Here is a 19,297-nt window from a genome sequence, read left to right as displayed (position 1 = left end):
TTCAACGTCCAAGGTGGGCTGACGCAAGCGTATTGATGCGTCAGCCCACCTTGGACGTTGAACCTTGTACATTGAACGCCTTTTACGACACCGGTATTTGCTCGAATTTCACCGCTGCCTGGCCTTTTTCGTTTTTGAAGGCGGCGCGGGGCTTAATGTTCAGAGTCTGGAACAGCTGCTGATCGGCGTCGACGTCGGGGTTGGGCGTGGTGAGGAGTTTGTCGCCAGCGAAGATCGAGTTGGCTCCGGCTAGAAAACACAACGCCTGTTCTTCGGTCGTCATACGTACCCGGCCAGCCGAGAGGCGCACCATCGCTTTCGGCATAGTGATGCGGGCGGTGGCAATCATGCGGACCATCTCCCAAACCGATACGCGCTCCTGCTCTTCCAGCGGGGTGCCTTCTACCGGCACCAACGCATTGACGGGCACCGATTCGGGGTGTTCGGGCAGCGTGGCCAGTGTCAGCAACATACCGATCCGGTCGTTGTGCGATTCGCCCATGCCGATGATGCCTCCCGAACAAACCGAAATGCCTGCGTCGCGCACGTGGCCGAGCGTATCGAGGCGGTCGTCGTAGGTACGTGTCGTGATGATATCGCCGTAAAATTCTTCGCTAGTATCGAGGTTGTGGTTATAGGCGTAGAGACCCGCTTCTTTCAGCTTCTGGGCCTGACTGTCGGTGAGCATGCCGAGGGTGCAGCATACTTCCATACCCATCGCGTTGACGCCCCGCACCATATCGAGTACCTTGTCGAAATCGCGGTTGTCGCGCACTTCGCGCCAGGCGGCTCCCATGCAGAACCGGCTGCTGCCCGAGGCCTGCGCCTGGCTGGCCGCTTCCAGTACTTCGCCCACTTCCAGCAGCTTGTGCGTTTTTACGTTGGTGTGGTAGCGTGCCGCCTGCGGGCAATAGGCGCAGTCTTCGGGACATCCCCCCGTTTTCACCGATAGCAGCGTACACACCTGCACTTCCTGTGGGTCGTGGTGCTGGCGGTGAACGGTCGCTGCGCGGTAGATGAGATCCAATACCGGGCTATTGTAAATGTCGGCAATTTCGTCGCGAGTCCAGTCGGTACGCATATGTATGGGTTCAAGGTTCAATGTCTAAGGTTCAATGTTCAAGAGTACTGGTCTGGTTGACTAATCAGCGTCATCCTTGAACATTGAACCTTGGACATTGAACGTTATTTTAGTTTATTAATCTGGTCTGTATTCCGTTTGGTGTCGATCTGACCGGCGCGGGCCAGTTCGAGCGAGCGTTGAGCGGCCTGCTTGGCGTCGGCGGTTTTGCCCGCGCGGCGGTAGGCATCGGCCTGCTCATAATAGAGGTCGGCCTGCTCGCCGGTGGTCGTTTTCAGCGACAGCGCTTTGCCTACCCACTTGGTCAGGTACGTGACATCGGCAGCGTCGGGGCTGGTGCGGTTGAAGAGGCGGGCTACGTAGATGTATTCCGGCACTGACAGCGAATGCGTGTTGATGTGGTTGTTCATCCGCTCGGCGGCGCGCGCACCCTGTCCCAACTTGAAGTAGGCATTCACTTCGGGCAGTAATGTGCGTGAGGAGGCCGTTTTGGGGTCGATTCCGATCTGCACCAGCCCGTTGTACACCTGCTGAATCTGGGCGGGCGAGTAGCGAAGGCCACGGCTGCTATACAACGACGACATCAGGATGTTCTCGGCCACATCGACTGCCGGTTTGCCATACTGCTGCTTGTAGAGGTTAATGTTGCTGACGAGGCTTTTGGCCAGCGGGTTGTTCATGTCGATCACCAGCTTTTGCAAGACCAGCCAGTTGTTCTGGTTAGCGTGGGTGTTGGCGGGCTGCTGGGCGGCGTAGGCTTCCATCGCCGCGATGTTGGTGTTGGTATCGCAGGTGACCCGGCTATACATCGCCAGATCGATCAGGAAGTTGGGCGATTTGTCTCCCCCCGCAAACCGCTGTTTCCAGGTATTGCTCCGGGCCGAGGCCGTTACGGCGTTGTTGCCATGGCGAATCACTTCGTCCGCGTTGTTCTGACTCATGGCGAAGTGAATGATGTCGCCGCTGGGATCGAGGTACAAAAACAGCGGCAGCGAAGGCACGTACAACTTTTTGGCTTTCAACCAGTTCTGCGTAGCGGGCTGCCCGATGTCGAGCTTGGTGCTCACAAATTTGCTGTTGTACGATTTGCCCACCCGGCTGTCAGCCAGAATCGGGATGAAACTCTGGCATACGTGGCAGTCGGGCGAATAAATCTCGACAAAGACCGGCTTCTGCGCTTTCTGCGCAGTCTTGAGCACAACGCTGATGGGAGCCTGCTGGAAGGTAATGCCTTTCTGGGCCAACGCACCAAGCGTAGCCAGACAAAAGAGGAGGATAAAGGAAAGGCGCATAGGTATAAGGGGTGTTCAACGTTCAAGGTCCAACGTTCAATGCATACGGTCGGGGCTGCATCACGTTAGACCTTGGACGTTGAACCTTGAACGCATTTATTGTTTCTGGTTCTCGGCGCGGAATTCGGCTTCGATCCGCTTGCTGAGGCTGCGGCACAGGTTGTCGATGTCGTCGGCCATGGCTTCATCGCCCGTAGCGCCGCGTACGGTGCTGGCAATGCCGCCCATGATTTCGACCATAAACCGCTTCATGTCGCCCACTTCCATGTCTTTGGTCCACAGGTCGATTTTCAGCGTATTGCGGTGGTAATTATCCCAAACGGCGACCGAGATAGCCTTTGTATCATTGAGGCCTTCGTTGGGGTTGTCGGTCGCATCCCAATAGATTTTATCAGGTACGTTCTGGTTGTCTAATTCAATCGTGAAGTTGATTTCGGACTGGCGCATGAGTAGTGTGTTCAAGGCTCGATGTCCAACGTTCAAGGTAACCTGCCTGATAAGGTAGTCTAATCGGACAAGATACGTTGAACGTTGGCCCTTGGACCTTGAACTTTAGTTGGGTCAAAATTACGCTTTTTCGGTAAGCACTGGCTCCGTCAGGTGTTTCCAAATCACGCCATATACGTCGATGGCCTCGATTTCGGAAGCGCCGGCGGGCTGATCGGTGACGAGAATGGGGTAGTATTCCTTACCCACATTAACGCCACCATGCGAGCCTTTCACCAGCGTGGCATCGAGCGAAATAACGTCCATGAGATACCGGAATCCCAGCAACTTACGGGCCAGTTTGTAGCCCGCTTTAGCTTTGATGAGCGGGTTGGTCTGGTCCATAAAGAGCTCGGCCGGATCATAGCCGGGCTTGCGGTGAATGTCGACCAACTGGGCGTAGTCGGGTTTTCTCGTGTCGTCGAGCCAGTAGTAATAAGCAAACCAGCTATCGGGTTCGGCGATGGCGACCAACTCGCCCGACCGCTCGTGGTCGAGGTGATGGGCTTTTTTACCCGCTTCATCGAGTACCTCGGCTACACCCGGCAGCTTTTCCAGCAGGGCTTTCACGCGAGACACCTGTGCCGGGTCATTTACGTAGACGTGGGCAATCTGGTGATCGGGCGCGGCAAAGGCCGCCGATGCGCCCGCGTCGAGTAGTTCGCGGCCCGCCTCGATCCGCACGGCAATCAGGCCCGCTTCGCGCAACGCCCGGTTGATGTAAACGGGACGGTTGACGGTGTTGATGCCATATTCCGACAGCAGGATGACCCGCGTCTCTTTTTTCTCGTAAAACGCCACCAGTTCGGCCACCAGCTGATCGATCTCGCGCAGGTCGGCGGCGATGCGGGGTAGATCGACGCCGTATTTCTGGAGGCAATAGTCGAGGTGGGGCAGGTAAATGAGCGTCAGCGTCGGGTTGTGCTGATCGTCTACGTACATCGACGCGTCGGCAATCCACTTCGACGATTTCAGGCTGGTGTTGGGCCCCCAAAAATTAAACAGCGGGAACGTACCCAGCTTGGCCGTGAGCTCATCGCGCAGGGAGGCGGGGTGAGCATAGCAGTCGGGCATTTTCAGGCCGTCGGCGTGGTATTGGGGTCGGGGCGTAACCGAATAATCGACCGAGGCGTACATGTTGTACCACCAGAACATCTTCGAGCAGGTGAAGCCGGGGTCTTCGCGTTTGGCGCGTTCCCAGATTTTCTCGGCATCGACCAGCCGGTTCGACTGCTTCCAGAATTTCACTTCGGCGTCGCGGCGGTCATACCAGCCGTTGCCTACGATGCCGTGCTCGCTTGGCCATTTGCCTGTGACATAACAGCTCTGGGCCGTGGTAGTCACGGCGGGTAATACGGGGCGCACGTGGGTCAGGTGTCGTTTGGCGATGTACTGCGTCAGGAAGGGCGTATGCTCGCCCAACACGCTCGTACTCAGGCCAACAATATCAATAACAACGGTCTTTTGCATAACGAAGGTTGACACTGTACGTCTGTCAGTCAAAGAAAAAAGGTTACCCGTCCAGACTGGTTTTCACCCACGCCAGTTCGCGGGCGATGGATTCGCTGATGGGTAATTGGGCATCGGCGGGTAACACCCCCCAGGTATAGGTTTCGACCTCCAGCTGCTCGGTAAAGGGCTTTGTCCGTTGCCAGTGCAGCGTCGTGACCACATCCTGTTGCGTGGAGCCCAGCAGCCCGTAGGTTTCCAGAAACAAGGGTACGTGGAAGTGAATGCGCCATTCGCGGTGCATGTCGGGGTCGTAGGCGGCGAGGGCGTCGGGCAGGTCGGCGAAGCGTTGACGGGTGCCGTCGGCAAGGCGGGCGACCACCTGATGCAGGTACGTTGGCTCGTCGAACGCCCGAATAGCGTCGAGCTTGGCGGCGGCATCCATCGAAAAGTCAATGTGTAGCGCCGAGCTGATCTGAATTTTCCCGACCCGAATACCCGCCTTGGTCAGCTTCTGAATGGCCTGATCGGTGGTTTCGTAAGTAACCGCCATGTGGCAGATGTCGTAACAGAGCTGGATATGGTCGTGAACGGCCGCATCAGCTTCGGCAGCGCTGAGGCCATGCCGTTCGGCCAGGTACGTTCGGGCAGCGGGGCGCAGCGTGTTGGTATACCAGTCCAGAAAATCGTCGAGGTTATCGAGCAGCCCATCGGGTTCGGGCTCGATGTCGAGGTGGAGCACCTTGCCGGTTTCCTGCCGCAGTCGCATCAGCTCGTCAAGTACCAGCAGGACGTTTTGGGTACCTTTCAGCATGGCCTTGTACGCCGCTGCCGGGGTTTCCCACCAGTGCTGGTAGGAGAGGGGCGAGGTCGACACGCCACCTTCGGTCAGGTCGTCGGGCAGGAGTTGCGCCAGCAGTCTGAACAGCCGAATCGTGTAGTCGACGCGGGCGGTGGTGGTCCAGTCGGGCGCGTGGACGTGGTCTTTTACCCGCTGATCGTGGAAGCCGCCATACGGAAAGCCGTTCATTGTGAAGATGTAACAACCCGCCTCGGTCAGCCAGCGTTGAAGCGCGGCCACTGACTCGGGTTGTCCCAGATCCAGACTTGCCTGATTGGCTACCCGCAGCCCCAGCCCCAGTGGCGCGTTGGGCGAATGAGCCGCTTTAACCGCCGGTACCTGCTCGCGAAGGTGCCGAAAATGATCGTCCCACGCCTCGCCGGGGTGGATATTGGTGCAATAACCGAAATGCATAAGAGGATAATGTACAATGTATGATGTATAATGAATAATGTATGATGTACAATGCGGTCTTTTTGTAGCATGGCAACGTTCCTAACTGCGCCAGCCCTCATTGTACATCGTGCATTGTACATTATACATTGTGCATTAATGTGTTTTCCAGCTTTTCGACGGCCTGTTGAATCAGCGTGGTATCCATCTCGTGGACTTCAACGCCCTGCCCGAGTGCGTCCAGCAGCGTAATGGTGAGTTGGCCACCGAGGTGTTCCTGGAATTCGGTGAGGCCCCGGCGGAGGTTTTCGCCCCCGTTTTCGGCCAGTGCCGGGTGGAATAACTCGAAGCCCAGCCGTTGCAACACTGAGAGCACTCGGTCGGCATCGGCTGCACTGATGCGGCCGGCCAATTGCGAGTAAACCGTGTCGAGGGCAATGCCGATGGCGACCGCCTCGCCATGCCGCACCGAAAAATCGGTGAGGTATTCGAGCTTATGAGCGGCCCAATGGCCAAAATCGAGCGGGCGGGCCGAGCCCATCTCAAACGGATCGCCACCCGCGATGTGCTGCATGTGCAGCTGGGCGCAGCGGTAAACGAGGTAACTCATGGCCTCCGCGTCGCGGTTGGCCAGTGCGTCGGCGTTGGTGTCGAGCCACTCGAAAAACGGCCGATCTTTGATGAGCGCCACTTTGATGGCCTCCGAAATGCCCGAGCGCCAGTCGCGGTCGTCCAACGTACCCAGAAAAGCGGCGTCATTGAAGACGGCCACAGGTGGGGCGAACGTACCTACGAAGTTCTTCTTACCACTCCAGTTGACGCCGTTTTTTACGCCCACGCCCGAATCGTTCTGCGAGAGCACCGTCGTGGGGATGCGGATGTGCCGCACGCCCCGGTGGGCGATGGCCGCGGCGTACCCAACCAGGTCGAGCACTGCCCCGCCACCGATGGCCGCGATGTAGGAATGCCGGTCGATGCCGTAGCGGTCTACCGCGTCGATCAGTTGCTCAACCAACTCGGGGCTGTTCTTAGCCAGCTCACCACCCGGCACCACGATGGGCTCATCGATCAGGTGCAGGCCAGGTACGTTGGCAAAATAAGCCCGAATATCGCTGGGCAGGGTAACATGGTGGTCAAGCACCCCCCGGTCAATAACAAACAACAGTTTACGAACCTGCGGTGGATTGGCACGTTGGGTCAGCCAGTCGCGGAAAAGCGTATTGTCGGAAGCGAACAGGTGCTCGGTAAATGATACGGTGTACGTAAACGGCACGCTGAACGACTGTTCAAGTTGGTTCATCACATTGGTTTCTCCTCTAAACCAAAAGCCAAATTTACCCACGATTACCCGGCTTTCGTTGATTAAACGGTAAATCGAAGGCGTAGTAGCTCCATTGGCTAACGGCTACGGTTTCTTTTCCATAAACGGGAAATCCCGGTTTTGGTGCAATCAGAACCCGTTTTGATTCATTTTTAACTAAACCTTTATCTGCGTTGGCTGTCCAAGCCCAAACAAAACTGACAACCCCATGTCCTTACGCCATCTGTTGCTGACCGGCGCCGCTGTTTTGACTACGCTGGTCACCTACGCTCAAACGCCCGCTCCGCAGTCGGAGAAACATCGCCTGACCAGCCAGCAGCGCGCCGCCCGCAAAGCCGAGCATAAAGCCAAACTAGCCGCCATGAGCCCCGCCGAGCGACAGGCGTTCAAACAGGCGCACCGCGAACGCCGGGAAACCAAACTCGCCGCTATGACGCCCGAGCAGCGCGAACGGGTGCTGGAACGCCACCGCCAGCGGAAAGAGCACCGTAAAGGAAGCCGGGGTTAGCCAATAGCCGCTTAACGTCGTTCAGAATCGACTTAGTCTCTCGAGACTAAGTCGATTTGCTTTTTGTGGGGTACGTCACGGGAGCAACTTGTAGGCAACTGGATAGATTTAGTAGGTTGGCTTGTTGATATATTTGTTTATAAATCAAGAATAGGCAATCGGGATGAAAACGAACTGGTGGTTAGGTATAGTTGGGGCGCTGTGGCTGGCAGGCTGCACACCGAGCCCCGAGCAGGTTGCCCCGAATGAAGACGTCGCGGCGCTACACGATCGCTTTCATGGCAAATACAGCATTGTCAGCTCGGTGAGCGACGAAGCCATCGATGTCAATATGGACGGTAAAGCGTCGACCAACATGCTGGCCGAAATTACCCAACTGGCGCCCGATTACCGGTGTGAGTTAGTGCTGCATATCACGGGTAACACGCAAGTGGATGGCAAGCCTGGGTTTACGATGATGCAGGCGTGGCCCGAACAGTACATCTGGCTTCAGACAAAACGAGGAAATTGGGAATGGGAACCCCTCGATTACGACCCCAAACAGACCGTCAATTATGCGCAGCAGGGAGCGAGTCGGCTGGTGTCTTTTGCCCCCGACCTGACCGTGATCAACGTCGACGATGATGCTCACGGTGATGCCTCGGTACGGTGGAAAAAGCCGGTGTCGGTGAAGGTGGTGGGTAAACATGCCATCGAGGTCACGAACCGAAAAACGATCTATACCAGTGCGGGCACCAAAACCGTGCTCATTACCACCCGCTACGAGCGCTACACCATGACGACCTAGGCGTTATCTTCGCCTCTATGCGTCTACTCTCTCTTTTTCTGCTCTGCGCGTCGCTGACGGCCCACGCGCAACGTACCCGGCAGGGTGAGCCTTTTGCCCATACGTTTTCCATCGTTGCCCGCGACGAAGTCACCGGCGACCTGGCCGTAGGTGTGCAAAGCCATTGGTTTTCGGTGGGCACCACCGTGTCGTGGGGCGAGGCGGGCGTGGGCGTCGTGGCCACACAGTCGTTTACAAACAAATCGTTTGGACTTCGGGGGCTGCAACTGCTGAAAGACGGTAAAACCGCCCAACAGGCTCTTGATGAACTGCTTCGTACCGACGAAGGCCGCGAGGTTCGGCAGGTCGCGATTGCCGATGCTAAAGGCAATGTAGCCGTGCACACAGGCGCTAAATGCATTGATTTCGCTGGTCATCGGAAAGGTACAAACTACTCGGTGCAGGCCAACATGATGCGCAACAACACTGTGCCGGATGCCATGGCGGCGGCGTTCGAGAAAAACAAGACGATGCCCCTGCCCGAACGCGTGCTGAGTGCCCTGAACGCCGCACAGGCAGCTGGTGGCGACATTCGCGGGCGGCAATCGGCGGTGCTGCTGGTAGTGAAAGGCAAAGCCACCGCCGCCCCCTGGGATGATAACCACCTGGTCGATCTGCGCGTCGACGATGCCGAGCAGCCCCTGGCTGAACTGGGCCGGCTGCTACGTACCCACCGCGCCTATGAGTATATGAACGCGGGCGATTTGGCGACGGAAAAGAATGACATGAAAGGGGCGATGGATGCCTACGGGTCGGCCATGAAGCTCTTCCCGAAAAACCTTGAAATGCAGTATTGGACGGCCATTGCCCTCGCTAACACCAAGCAGGTGCCCAAAGCCGTGCAGATGCTGAAGCCCATCTACGCACAGGATGCCAACTGGCGCGAACTGACCCGACGCCTCCCCAAAGTAGGCCTGCTGAGCGTCTCAGCTCCCGAACTGGCGCAACTAGTGAAATAATGTAACGCCCGGCTCCAGCCGGGCCGTAACGTGGAAAGACACGATGACTGACTCGCTGTACCTTACAGCCCGGCTGGAGCCGGGTGCTACGTTACCGCGAAATACCGGGCTACGGGGAGCGAGAGGGGCAGCAGGGCCAGCAGGCAAAGGGCCAGTAGCCAGTGGCCTGAGAGCGCGGCCCAGGCGGCGTCCATCACGATGAGCGACAGCACGCCCGCTTTCACCGCCTGCCCGATGTTGGGGCCAATGGGTTGCTGAATAGCGGTCCAGAGGGGGCGCAACACCAGCAACAGATGCAGGGCCACAAAACCGATGGCCAGCCACAACGTGCCCAACTCCACCGCCGTCCCGATTTGCAGGCCGCTAACGAGGGTAAACAAAGCCGCGGCTCCCCACAGCGTCGTGCGGCTTCCGCCATGCACTTCGCCCCGGCTAATCATGGTAACGGCAGCAATGTAAATGACCGGAATCAGCGCCGCGGGCCACAGCACTTTAATGGGGAACGTACCTGCCGCACTGATACCCAGCAGCAGATTGACGCCCCGGCACAAGCCCATGTTCAGCGGACCAAACAGGGCGTGGTGTTTCCCGAAGCGATCATAAAAGACAGCTAGCCCGGCAATGATCAGGGCGAGCCAGGCGCTCATGGGGCTGTATAGATAAGCCGCCCCAATGCCCAAAACCAACAGGCCGATGCCCAGCACCGATGCCTGCCCAACCGACACGCGCCCACTCGGGATGGGGCGTTCCGGGCGCTCGACGGCGTCGAGTTGGGCGTCGAACACGTCGTTCAGCACCACACCACCGCCATACAAACCAACGGTCGACAGCACCAGCAGCCACAGATTGGTCGGCAAGGCCGATGCGGCCGACGTTTCTGTAGCGCCAAACGCCAGCGCAGCACCCGCCAGCACATCGGCAGCGGCCGTCAATAAATTGGCCGGGCGCATCAATTGCAGATAAGATTTCATAGAAGAGGATATTGAGTGAATGTGTGATTGTGCCATTGAGTGAAGGGCGAGTTTTGGAGGAACGCCTTTCACCCAATGGCATAATCATTCATCCATTCAATTGATAATGATCGACTTGCTATCCCGGCGGGGTTGCTGGCCACCACGCAGGATGGTATTGCCGTTGAACGTCTGACTCTGGTCGATTGCTGAAGGTGATTCAAAATCAGCCACGTTGATCTGACCGCTTTGGGCGAAGGCGTCGATGGCGTTCTGGTAAGTTACCTGCCGAATGTGCTCGACCGGAATGCCCCGCATCACCATCAGGGCGGCTGTTTTCGGAATCGCCAGCGGGTCACTGATACCCCAGTCGGCGGCTGAGTTGACCATGATGCGCTCAGGGCCGTATTGTTCCACCACCGCTACCATGCGCTCGTTGCCCATTTTGGTGAATGGGTAGATCGTGAAGGCGGCCCAGAATCCCTTGTCCAGCACCGACTTTACCGTTTCTTCGTTGTTGTGGTCCACGATCACCATGCCGGGGGCGAGGCCGTGCTCCAGCGCGATCGCCATGCTGCGCTCGGTGCCTTCCTTCTTATTGCGGTGGGGCGTGTGGATCTGTACAGGCAGGTTGGCTTCCTTGGCCAGTTCCAGCTGCGCCCGGTAGAACTTCTCTTCAGCCGCTGTCTGGTCATCGAAGCCGATTTCGCCAATACCCACCACACCTTCTTTGTAGGCAAAGAGCGGCAGCAACTCCATCACCTGCTCGGCCAGCGGTTCGTTGTTGGCTTCCCGTGAGTTAAGCCCGATGGTGCAGTAGTGTTTGATGCCAAACTGCGACGACCGGAACCGCTCCCAGCCCACCAGACTGCTGTAATAATCTTTGAATGTGGCCAGGCCGGTGCGGGGTTGCCCCAACCAGAATGCCGGTTCGATAATCGCCACAATACCCGCGTCGGCCATCGCCTGATAATCGTCGGTGGTGCGCGAGGTCATGTGGATGTGCGGATCGAAGAAGGTCATGCCCTTGATATGGGTCATGAAATCGACGGGTTCATGCACCGTGCTATCGGGCCGAATCTCTTCTTCCTGAGCGTGTGAAGGGTTCATAAGGTTGACATGTATAAAGCACGATGTATAATGTACAATGAATTATGCTAACCAACCGGGTTGTGTCAGCCCATTGTACATTGTTCATTGTACATCGTTCATTCAATAAGTTGTTTAGCAGGTTGATAGTCCGTCGTCTGGCAGACCTGCCGGGCGGCGGTCCGGTCGTCCGCATTGGGTGACTGGAGTAATTTGGTTACATCAGCCAGCAGCGTTTCGTTCATGAACCGGGGTACCAATTGCCAGGCTTCGGCCGGTACACGGCGGCCGGCCGCCCACCGTTCATGCGCCAGATTCGACAGATCGTTGGCCAGCGTCTGGTTGGCCCGGTCGAGTAGGCCCACGATGCGCATAAGGGGTTTATCGTTGAAAATGCATTTGAGTACCAGCTGATTCCAGGCCGCTTCCGAAAAGTGGTCGGCTGGGTACGTATTCTCGAAGGCAATCGCATCAAATACCGGCCCCATGTTCGACCGCACGGCGTCGGTAGCCCGCAGGAGCCAGCGTTTGGGTTGGGGCAGCAGAGGCAGGGCCGAATACAGCGCGGCCAGCTCCTGTAGCTCAGCCGTATCGAACAGCATATCAATCGCCTGCAGGCTTTTCGCCGGTTCGGTATCGACCATCGACAGCAGCAGCAGCACGCGGGCCAGCCGGTCCATTGTCCATTCAGGCTTACCAGGTACGTCGCGTCGGTCGACGAAGCGGGGCACAGCCACGAAGGCCGCCATCTGCGCGTTCAACGATCCCTGTTGTTTCGTCTGTAACCACTGCCGTTCGGCATTGGTTGCCGCTTCGTTAAAAAGAGAGGATAAATTCATGGATATATTACCACAAATGGCGAGCCAGTACACGGGCTGGCACAAAGGTCGCAAATGTGGCCCTGACTAGCGTACAAAACGAATTGACAAAAGTCAGGAGCCAGCCTCGATTTAACCATAAAAAAGTGGGGGTCGGTACACCGCACTGACTGGTGTACCGACCCCCACTGACAATCAACTAACTTATTTGCTGCCGAAGACCCGTTTCAGGATGTCGCTCACGCGGGCGACGGGGTTCTCGCGAATTTTTTTCTCTTCCTGCGCCACTAGAATAAACAGCCCATCGACGGCCTTGTTGGTGGCGTATTCGGTCAGGTTGGCGTTGACAGGCTGTACAAACGGCAGCTTGTTATACGTACCGGCCAGCGAGTTGTAATAGCGCGTAGCGTTGTTTTTCTGCAAGGTGCTGTCGATGATCGGCGTAAACTCGGCCACCAGTTGCTGCCCGGCGGTGCGGCGCAGGTATTCGGTCGCGGCGTTATCGCTGCCCCGCAAAATGCCCACCGCATCCTGAATGCTCATCTGCGTGATGGCCTTCCAGAACACAGGCTTGGCGCGCTTGGCAGCATCTTCGGCCGAACGGTTCAGGGCCAGCACAAACTGATCGACCTGCTTGCCGAAACCCAACTGCCGCAGCCGCGACTCAATGCGCTGTGCCTCGGGCGGAAAAAGAATTTTAATGAGGTTGTTCTTGAAAAAGCCGTCGAGGGCCGACGCCTGTGTGGCCCCTTTGTCGATGCCCACGCGCAGGGCTTCTTTCAGACCCGACGCAATTTCGACGGCCGATAGCCCGCTACTCGTCCCCGACGCATTCGACGGGGGCAGTACTTTCTCCAGCACTTTACCCAACCCACCCAGCGGGTTTCGGCGGGTTTCGGTCGGTTTGGGGGCCGAAGTAGTGTCCTGAGCCTGAGTGGATAAGGAGAGTCCGGTGGTTAGCAGCAGGGCTGCGGTGAGGAGGAGGGGGCGGGTCGCCGAATAAAACGATTTCATTGCTCAAGGTTGTTTTATGTACTTTTGACAGCAGTGACTGGAGAATGTAAAGTCGGCCAAAGAAAATTCTTCCTGTCAGGGAGTAACGGCTAAGACCCGCCTCATTGTTCAGTTCATAACGTGCCTTGTCCATTGATTTGTATGCCAGCTATGATCCGTGCCGAAGTGATTACGATCGGCGACGAAATTTTATTCGGTCAGATAACCGATACCAACACCCAGTGGATTAGCACCGAATTGACCAACATCGGCATCCGAACCATTCGGAAAACGTCGGTGGGTGATCAGGCCGACGTGATTCTCGACGCGCTGCGCGAGGCCACGACCCGCGCCGACGTAGTCGTGATCACCGGCGGACTTGGTCCTACCAAAGACGATATCACCAAGCGAACGTTGTGCCAGTTTTTCAACGTAGGCTTGGTGCGCAATCCGCAGGCGCTCGACCTGGTGACGGGCTTTTTCCTGAAGCGGGGCCGCGAAATGACCGACCTCAATCGGGGGCAGGCCGACTTGCCCGAGAATGCCGAATACGTGCAGAACGACTGGGGCACGGCCCCCGGCATGTGGTTCGATCAGAACGATACGGTCTATATCTCGCTGCCGGGCGTGCCCTTCGAGATGAAAAACCTGATGACCCACCGGATGCTGCCGAAGCTGAAAGAGCGGTTTGAGATGCCCGTAATTCAGCATAAGATCATCCGCACGATCGGCATTGGCGAATCGTTTCTGGCCGAGCACATCGAAGCCTGGGAAGATGCCCTGCCGCCGCATATCCGGCTAGCCTATCTGCCAAGTTTTGGGCAGGTGAAGCTGCGCCTGACCGCCACCGGGACCGATGCGGCTGAACTGACCCGCGAACTCAACGAGCAGGTGGCCGCGGTGTTGCCGCTGATCGAGCAGCATGTCTATGGCTATGATGGCGACGAGATCGAGCAGGTAGTGGTGAATCGGTTAAAAGAGAAAAACCTGACTTTGGGCGTAGCCGAGAGCTGCACCGGTGGGCAGGTAGCGGCTACCCTGACCAAGCTACCCGGCGTTTCGTCGGTGTTTGTGGGCGGGGTCGTGGCCTATAGCAACGACATCAAGCATATCGCACTGGGTGTCAGCTCCGAAACCCTGGCCCGGTTTGGAGCGGTGAGCGAGCCGGTCGTCTGCGAAATGGCCGAAGGTGCCCGCGTCATGCTGGGTGCCGACGTGGGCATTGCGACCAGCGGCATCGCCGGACCCGACGGCGGCACGCCCGATAAGCCCGTAGGTACCATCTGGATTGCCTGCGCCACCGCTACCGGCACCACCGCTAAACTGCTGCGCCTCGGCCAATACCGCGAGCAAAACATTACCCTTACCACTACATACGTATTGAATCTACTTCGTGAACAACTGAAAAAGGAATCATCAATTGAGGACTTTAAATTATGAATGATGAGTTATGAATTATGGATTATGAATCGGCTTACGCGAACACAAATACAGCTGCGTAAGCCAATTCATAATCCATAACTCATCATTTATCATTTAAAATCCTGATTCTTGATTCCATCCTGAACGATGGCCCTTGTTGATCTTGTCATGCCCAAAATGGGCGAGAGTATTATGGAATGCACGGTCATTACGTGGCTCAAAAAGCCCGGTGACCGCTTTGACGCCGACGAATCGCTGCTGGAAGTAGCGACCGACAAAGTGGATACGGAAGTGCCCGCGCCCTACGCCGGTGTGCTGAAAGAACTGCTGGTAAACGATGGCGACGTGGTGCCCATTGGCCAACCCATTGCCCGTATCGAAACGTCGGACGCTGTGGCCGCTGACGACGCGACCACCAACGTATCGGCGAGTGGTGATGCAGCGCCGCTGTCGTCGCTGGAAGAGGTGGGCGTGGATGCCGCCGCGGTCAACGACGTGGAAGAAGCCGAAGCGGTAGCGAGTGCGATCGAACTGGAGGCTAGCATCGGAGCTATGAGCAGCAAGCCGGCTACTACCCAGCCCAGCAACGTACCTGCGTTTGAAGGCCGCTTCTATTCGCCCCTGGTGCTGAATATTGCCAAAGAAGAAGGTATCAGCCGTGCCGAACTCGATACTATCCCAGGCAGTGGCTCCGACAACCGGGTGACGAAAAAAGATATGCTGGCGTATGTGCTCGACCGCGCAGCGTCGAGCAGGGGGCAGGGTATGCCTGCGGCGCAGGGTATGGCAGGGAACGTACCGGCCCACCAAGCCCCACCATCCCCCGCTACCCCTGCGGTGAAGCCGGTCCCCGCCCAAAGCCTGAACGGCTCGTCCGATATCATTCAGATGGACCGGATGCGGAAGATGATTGCGCAGCGGATGGTGGAGTCGAAGCAGATTTCGCCGCACGTGACTTCGTTTGTCGAGGCTGACCTGACCGCCGTGGTGCAGTGGCGCGCGGCCAACAAAGACACCTTCAAGAAGCAGACGGGCGAAAACCTCACCTACACGCCCATCCTGATCGACGCCATCGTGAAGGCCGTCCGCGACTTCCCGATGATCAACGTATCGGTGGAGGGCGACAGTATTCTGGTGAAGAAAGCGATCAACGTGGGCATGGCCGTGGCCTTGCCAACGGGTAACCTGATTGTTCCCGTTATTCACGATGCGGCGCAGTATAACCTCACGGGCCTCACCAAAAAGGTAAACGACCTGAGCAAGCGCGCCCGCGAAAACAAACTCACCGCCGACGACCTAGCGGGCGGCACTTACACCGTTTCCAACATCGGTACGTTTGGCAACCTCATGGGTACGCCCATCATCATGCAGCCGCAGGTGGCGATCATGGCCTTCGGGGCAATCGTGAAGAAACCCGCTGTGATCGAGACCCCGCAGGGTGACCTGATCGGCATCCGGCACATGATGTTCCTGAGCCATTCTTACGATCACCGCGTGGTCGATGGGGCCTTGGGCGGGCAGTTTGTCCGGCGTGTAGCCGACTACCTCGAACAGTGGAACGAGCCAAACCTATAAGGGCTGGGCGCCCCCGTCCAAAACCTTATAGGTTTAAACACCAAAAAATCCCCGCTGCCAGGGGCGGCGGGGATTGTTGGTAAACCCGATGAGTGACCAATCAGGGTAGTTTAAAGAGCTTGTCGTTTAGTCCACGGTTTACTTTGATGGCGCTAATCGCGAGGGTGGCGTCAACAGAGCCGAACGTCTGGCTGCGCGTGAAAGGCAACACTACCCCATTGACGGTTTTATAATCCCAGAATTTAGAGGTGCTGGTGGCTAGCCCGTTGGCCGTGCGGTAGTAGAGCACGCGCTGCATCCGCAGGCCCGTTTCCACGTCGAACCAGTCCTGCCATTTTTCGCCGTTTCCGGTCGAAAATTCCACTTTGTACATATCGCGCCCGTTGAGTGGCTCGCGGCCCAGCGTTCGGCGGATTACGTTGTATTGGGCGTAATACTGCTCGCCGAAGAGGGAACTGCTCAGTAGTTGCCGCAGGGCCGCCGCACCTTCGTTGGCGCTGATGACCTTGCCGCCCCGGATGGTCGTGACTTTCTGCCCGTCGGAGATGGTGCGGCTTACTTCGGTGCCGCCCATGTAGATGACCTGCGAAAACTTGTGCCCCTGTTTGGCGTCGACGTCGATGACAGCCAGGCCGTTGGGTGTGTCGGCTTTCAGGCTGAAGCTCATGTCCTGCACCTTGTCGATGGCGTCTTTGCCACCACAGGCTTTCAGGTAACGGTCAACGATGGCGTCGGCAGAGGGCAATTCCTGGGCGCTGACCCGCGTGGTCAGTAGGAAGCAGAGGGCGATAAAAAGGATGCGTTTCATGGTGAAAAAGGGGTTTAGGACGAGAAAAGGGTTGATGAGGGTGCGGGTAGCTATGCACTACTGCTCCAGCTTGACGCGGCTGCGTTCGTCGTCGGCCGTGGTGGTGCGTTTGCGGGACGATTTCAGCTTCGTGTTGCCAAAAGCGTGGGTAAGCGTGAGGCGATACTGCCGACTTTCCCAGAGCGAGAAGATGCGCAGGTTCATCTGCTGGTAGTTGACCGTGCCCACAATCCGGGATCCGTAGAAGAGGTCGTTGGCCGACAGGCGCAGCCTGGTTTGCTCGTTGGCGAGGCTGTACTGCATGCCCATGTTGACCACGCCGTAGCCATTGTAGCGTACCAGCCCCAGCACGCCCGGTCCCTGGTACGAGCCCGACAACTCGACCGAGAGCCGCGACCCCACTTTGGCCGTGGCCGTGGCGAAGGCCGTGTACGACCAGCGGGCGTCGGCATAGAGGCCGTCCAGGTACGTTGAGGTGTAACTGTTTCGGAAACCCGTCAGGCTGCCGTAGCCCGATAGCCATTTGGCAAACGAAAGCGGGAAGTTGAGCGTGGCGTAGGCGTTGTGCTGCTCGTCGAGATTAGCCATCGTCGAGAAGGCGGCCCGGCTGTTGGGGTCCTGTTCGGTTACCTGCGTGATCACGTTGTTGGTGACACTGTAGCCCACCGAGAACAGGGGCAGTTTCTGGTACGTCAGCGTAGCTTTCCAGTTGTTGGTCAGTTGCGGCACCAGGTTGGGGTTACCCCGTTGGTAGGTATACGGGTCGATGTAGTACACAAACGGGTTCAGGTCCTGGTAACCCGGCCGGTCGATGCGGCGGCTGTACGATACCGACACGCCCAAGATGCTCGTCAGCGCCTGGTTGAAAAACACGCTGGGGAACCACTGCCAGTATTGGCGGCTGTTGCGCTGATTCAACGTACCTGAGACGCCCTCGGTATCGGTGTATTCGGTACGTAGACCGACCTGCAAATCGGCGCGTTTCCAGTTTTTGTGCATCGTCACGTACCCAGCCCGCACGTCCTCGCTGTAGCTGAACTGGTTGGACCGGCTGCGGTCGGGTTGCCATTGTTCAGCTACCTGCACTTCGGCGGCCAAATCGCTGTCGATCAGTGTGCCGCTGAGCTTGAACCCCATTTCCAGCTTGTAACTGTTGGGCAGCGGCCGCACATAGTCGAGCTTGAACGCCTTGTAGTTCACCGTCGTGGGCAGATTATTCCGAATAGCCTGGCTCACGGGGAGCGTGTCGGCGAGGCGTTGGGTGGTCAGCAGCGAGTGGTTCAGCAGGTTGTAGCGGGCCATATCGGCGTCGACGGTCAGCTCGTGGCCGCGGTCGTTGAGCGTCAGTTTGTAGTTCAGGTTAGCCGTCAGGTTTTGCCAGCGACGATCGGTCTGGTTGCGGGTTTTGAGCAGGTTCTGCGTTTGGCCTGTCGTGGTGGCGTCGGTGTCGGTTTGGCCGTTGGCGTCGCCTTCGCTATCGAGACCGTTCAGCAATACACCCAGCAGGCTCCGTTTACCCAGCGACCAGTCGGCTCCCAACCGAAACGTACTACCCTGCGTAGTGCGCGGCTCGTAGGTCTGCTGCCGGAGTACAAACGGCACCCCGTTTTCGACCAGATCACGCTCGAAGGTGTTTTGGTTGAAGGTTTTGCGGTAACTGTAGCTGTACGTACCAAAGAGGTTAATCGGCCCGGTGCGGTGGTTAAACGACAGCCCGCCCGACGATTTGGCGTAGGTGCCGTAGCCCACACTGCCCGTCAGCAGCACGTGCGTGCCTTTGCGATCGCTCTTTTTCAGCACTACGTTGATGATCCCCGCCGAACCGGCCGCGTCGTAGCGGGCACCGGGCTGACTGATCAGCTCGATCCGGTCGATGGTGCTGCTCGGAATGTCGCGCAGCAGTTGGGTCATGTCGGTATGGGCCGAGGGTTTGCCGTCGATGTAGATGGCCACGCCCGTGCGGCCTGCCAGCGAAATTCGGTCGTTGATGACCTGGATGCCGGGCGCTTTCTCGAGAGCGTCGAGGGCCGAGCCACCGCTCACCGCCAGGTTGTTGCTGACGTTGAGTACCAGCTTGTCGTTGAGTTGCTCGATGAAGGGTTTCTGCCCCAACACCTTTACTTCCTGCAACTGCTTCACGTCGGGGACGAGCGCAACCGTAGGTACGTTGGTGGTTTGCCCGGCCAGCGTCGTAGGCAGCGAAATCGTTTGGCGGCGATACCCCACTACCGACACGATGAGGCGGTAAGTACCAGCGGGTTTGCTAAACGCGAACGAGCCATCGGCTTCGGTGTAGCCCGCGCCTACTTCCACCGAGTCGGCGGCGCGTTGCAGCACCACGGTCGCCAGTTCGAGCGGGCGTTTGTATTCGTCGATCACCTGCCCCGTGATGCGGCTTAGTGAGTCGCTTTGGGCCAGCGTGAGGGTTGGCAGGCCAAGGGCCAGAAAAAGGCCCAGTAACCAGCGTAGCGGCTTTGTCATGGTCT

Annotated in this window: 17 protein-coding genes; 5 read left to right on the top strand and 12 right to left on the bottom strand. The window is 57.7% G+C overall.

Annotation, left to right across the window (positions count from 1 at the left end):
- Positions 1-82: 82 nt before the first annotated feature.
- The 6 genes from bioB to ACAW74_RS22740 all read right to left on the bottom strand — a co-directional run bounded on the left by bioB (position 83) and on the right by ACAW74_RS22740 (position 6,842).
- Complete coding sequence (bioB, locus tag ACAW74_RS22765) at positions 83-1,081, bottom strand: biotin synthase BioB (RefSeq protein ID WP_370700546.1); 999 nt, start codon at positions 1,079-1,081, stop codon at positions 83-85.
- A gap of 104 nt (positions 1,082-1,185) precedes the next feature.
- Entirely contained in the window at positions 1,186-2,373 is a 1,188-nt protein-coding gene (locus tag ACAW74_RS22760) for a thioredoxin family protein (RefSeq protein WP_370700545.1), read from the bottom strand.
- Between the two features lie 96 nt (positions 2,374-2,469).
- On the bottom strand, positions 2,470-2,820 hold the full coding sequence (gldC, locus tag ACAW74_RS22755; RefSeq protein ID WP_370700544.1) for a gliding motility protein GldC: 351 nt from the start codon (positions 2,818-2,820) through the stop codon (positions 2,470-2,472).
- A 120-nt stretch (positions 2,821-2,940) separates the two neighbouring features.
- Positions 2,941-4,329, bottom strand: a complete 1,389-nt coding sequence (locus ACAW74_RS22750; protein WP_370700543.1) for an alkaline phosphatase family protein — start codon at positions 4,327-4,329, stop codon at positions 2,941-2,943.
- 43 nt (positions 4,330-4,372) lie between these two features.
- On the bottom strand, positions 4,373-5,563 hold the full coding sequence (gene eboE / locus ACAW74_RS22745; RefSeq protein ID WP_370700542.1) for a metabolite traffic protein EboE: 1,191 nt from the start codon (positions 5,561-5,563) through the stop codon (positions 4,373-4,375).
- A gap of 121 nt (positions 5,564-5,684) precedes the next feature.
- A complete protein-coding gene (locus ACAW74_RS22740) occupies positions 5,685-6,842 on the bottom strand; it encodes a 3-dehydroquinate synthase (RefSeq protein ID WP_370700541.1) in 1,158 nt (385 codons plus the stop codon).
- A gap of 229 nt (positions 6,843-7,071) precedes the next feature.
- Here ACAW74_RS22740 and ACAW74_RS22735 point away from each other — a divergent pair, with 229 nt between their 5' ends.
- The 3 genes from ACAW74_RS22735 (at position 7,072) to ACAW74_RS22725 (ending at position 9,156) form a co-directional block, all read left to right on the top strand.
- Positions 7,072-7,371, top strand: a complete 300-nt coding sequence (locus tag ACAW74_RS22735) for a hypothetical protein (protein ID WP_370700540.1) — start codon at positions 7,072-7,074, stop codon at positions 7,369-7,371.
- Positions 7,372-7,534: 163 nt separating this feature from the next.
- Positions 7,535-8,158: a hypothetical protein gene (locus ACAW74_RS22730; protein WP_370700539.1), complete on the top strand. Its 624-nt coding sequence runs from the start codon at positions 7,535-7,537 to the stop codon at positions 8,156-8,158.
- Positions 8,159-8,175: 17 nt separating this feature from the next.
- Complete coding sequence (locus tag ACAW74_RS22725) at positions 8,176-9,156, top strand: DUF1028 domain-containing protein (protein ID WP_370700538.1); 981 nt, start codon at positions 8,176-8,178, stop codon at positions 9,154-9,156.
- Positions 9,157-9,242: 86 nt separating this feature from the next.
- Here the strand turns inward: ACAW74_RS22725 and eboC are convergent, their stop codons facing one another.
- From eboC to ACAW74_RS22705, 4 genes are all read right to left on the bottom strand, one after another.
- Positions 9,243-10,127: a UbiA-like protein EboC gene (eboC, locus tag ACAW74_RS22720; RefSeq protein ID WP_370700537.1), complete on the bottom strand. Its 885-nt coding sequence runs from the start codon at positions 10,125-10,127 to the stop codon at positions 9,243-9,245.
- Between the two features lie 96 nt (positions 10,128-10,223).
- A complete protein-coding gene (locus ACAW74_RS22715) occupies positions 10,224-11,216 on the bottom strand; it encodes a TatD family hydrolase (RefSeq protein WP_370700536.1) in 993 nt (330 codons plus the stop codon).
- 98 nt (positions 11,217-11,314) lie between these two features.
- Entirely contained in the window at positions 11,315-12,034 is a 720-nt protein-coding gene (locus ACAW74_RS22710) for an EboA domain-containing protein (RefSeq protein ID WP_370700535.1), read from the bottom strand.
- Positions 12,035-12,217: 183 nt separating this feature from the next.
- A complete protein-coding gene (locus tag ACAW74_RS22705) occupies positions 12,218-13,027 on the bottom strand; it encodes a DUF4197 domain-containing protein (protein WP_370700534.1) in 810 nt (269 codons plus the stop codon).
- A 141-nt stretch (positions 13,028-13,168) separates the two neighbouring features.
- Here ACAW74_RS22705 and ACAW74_RS22700 point away from each other — a divergent pair, with 141 nt between their 5' ends.
- Positions 13,169-14,446: a competence/damage-inducible protein A gene (locus tag ACAW74_RS22700; protein WP_370700533.1), complete on the top strand. Its 1,278-nt coding sequence runs from the start codon at positions 13,169-13,171 to the stop codon at positions 14,444-14,446.
- 129 nt (positions 14,447-14,575) lie between these two features.
- On the top strand, positions 14,576-16,003 hold the full coding sequence (locus ACAW74_RS22695) for a dihydrolipoamide acetyltransferase family protein (RefSeq protein WP_370700532.1): 1,428 nt from the start codon (positions 14,576-14,578) through the stop codon (positions 16,001-16,003).
- 100 nt (positions 16,004-16,103) lie between these two features.
- On the opposite strand, the gene ACAW74_RS22690 is transcribed toward ACAW74_RS22695, so the two are convergent.
- Together ACAW74_RS22690 and ACAW74_RS22685 are read right to left on the bottom strand one after the other, a co-directional pair.
- Positions 16,104-16,811 carry a hypothetical protein gene (locus ACAW74_RS22690; protein WP_370700531.1) on the bottom strand — a complete coding sequence of 236 codons (708 nt, stop codon included), beginning with the start codon at positions 16,809-16,811 and terminating at the stop codon, positions 16,104-16,106.
- Between the two features lie 57 nt (positions 16,812-16,868).
- Positions 16,869-19,292, bottom strand: a complete 2,424-nt coding sequence (locus ACAW74_RS22685) for a TonB-dependent receptor (protein ID WP_370700530.1) — start codon at positions 19,290-19,292, stop codon at positions 16,869-16,871.
- Positions 19,293-19,297: the final 5 nt, after the last annotated feature.

The sequence above is a fragment of the Fibrella musci genome, assembly GCF_041321105.1.
GTDB classification, from domain to species: domain Bacteria; phylum Bacteroidota; class Bacteroidia; order Cytophagales; family Spirosomataceae; genus Fibrella; species Fibrella musci.
The sequence above is the reverse complement of the archived record's forward strand: the minus strand, read 5'-3'. Positions and strand labels throughout refer to the sequence as shown.

Coding starts and splice junctions, on each gene's coding strand:
- ACAW74_RS22695 (WP_370700532.1), top strand. CDS start 14,576: ATGGCCCTTGTTGATCTTGTCATGCCCAAAATGGGCGAGAGTATTATG.
- ACAW74_RS22690 (WP_370700531.1), bottom strand. CDS start 16,811: ATGAAACGCATCCTTTTTATCGCCCTCTGCTTCCTACTGACCACGCGG.
- ACAW74_RS22760 (WP_370700545.1), bottom strand. CDS start 2,373: ATGCGCCTTTCCTTTATCCTCCTCTTTTGTCTGGCTACGCTTGGTGCG.
- ACAW74_RS22715 (WP_370700536.1), bottom strand. CDS start 11,216: ATGAACCCTTCACACGCTCAGGAAGAAGAGATTCGGCCCGATAGCACG.
- ACAW74_RS22750 (WP_370700543.1), bottom strand. CDS start 4,329: ATGCAAAAGACCGTTGTTATTGATATTGTTGGCCTGAGTACGAGCGTG.
- gldC (WP_370700544.1), bottom strand. CDS start 2,820: ATGCGCCAGTCCGAAATCAACTTCACGATTGAATTAGACAACCAGAAC.
- bioB (WP_370700546.1), bottom strand. CDS start 1,081: ATGCGTACCGACTGGACTCGCGACGAAATTGCCGACATTTACAATAGC.
- ACAW74_RS22705 (WP_370700534.1), bottom strand. CDS start 13,027: ATGAAATCGTTTTATTCGGCGACCCGCCCCCTCCTCCTCACCGCAGCC.
- ACAW74_RS22700 (WP_370700533.1), top strand. CDS start 13,169: ATGCCAGCTATGATCCGTGCCGAAGTGATTACGATCGGCGACGAAATT.
- ACAW74_RS22685 (WP_370700530.1), bottom strand. CDS start 19,292: ATGACAAAGCCGCTACGCTGGTTACTGGGCCTTTTTCTGGCCCTTGGC.
- ACAW74_RS22740 (WP_370700541.1), bottom strand. CDS start 6,842: ATGAACCAACTTGAACAGTCGTTCAGCGTGCCGTTTACGTACACCGTA.
- ACAW74_RS22725 (WP_370700538.1), top strand. CDS start 8,176: ATGCGTCTACTCTCTCTTTTTCTGCTCTGCGCGTCGCTGACGGCCCAC.
- ACAW74_RS22730 (WP_370700539.1), top strand. CDS start 7,535: ATGAAAACGAACTGGTGGTTAGGTATAGTTGGGGCGCTGTGGCTGGCA.
- ACAW74_RS22710 (WP_370700535.1), bottom strand. CDS start 12,034: ATGAATTTATCCTCTCTTTTTAACGAAGCGGCAACCAATGCCGAACGG.
- ACAW74_RS22735 (WP_370700540.1), top strand. CDS start 7,072: ATGTCCTTACGCCATCTGTTGCTGACCGGCGCCGCTGTTTTGACTACG.
- eboC (WP_370700537.1), bottom strand. CDS start 10,127: ATGAAATCTTATCTGCAATTGATGCGCCCGGCCAATTTATTGACGGCC.
- eboE (WP_370700542.1), bottom strand. CDS start 5,563: ATGCATTTCGGTTATTGCACCAATATCCACCCCGGCGAGGCGTGGGAC.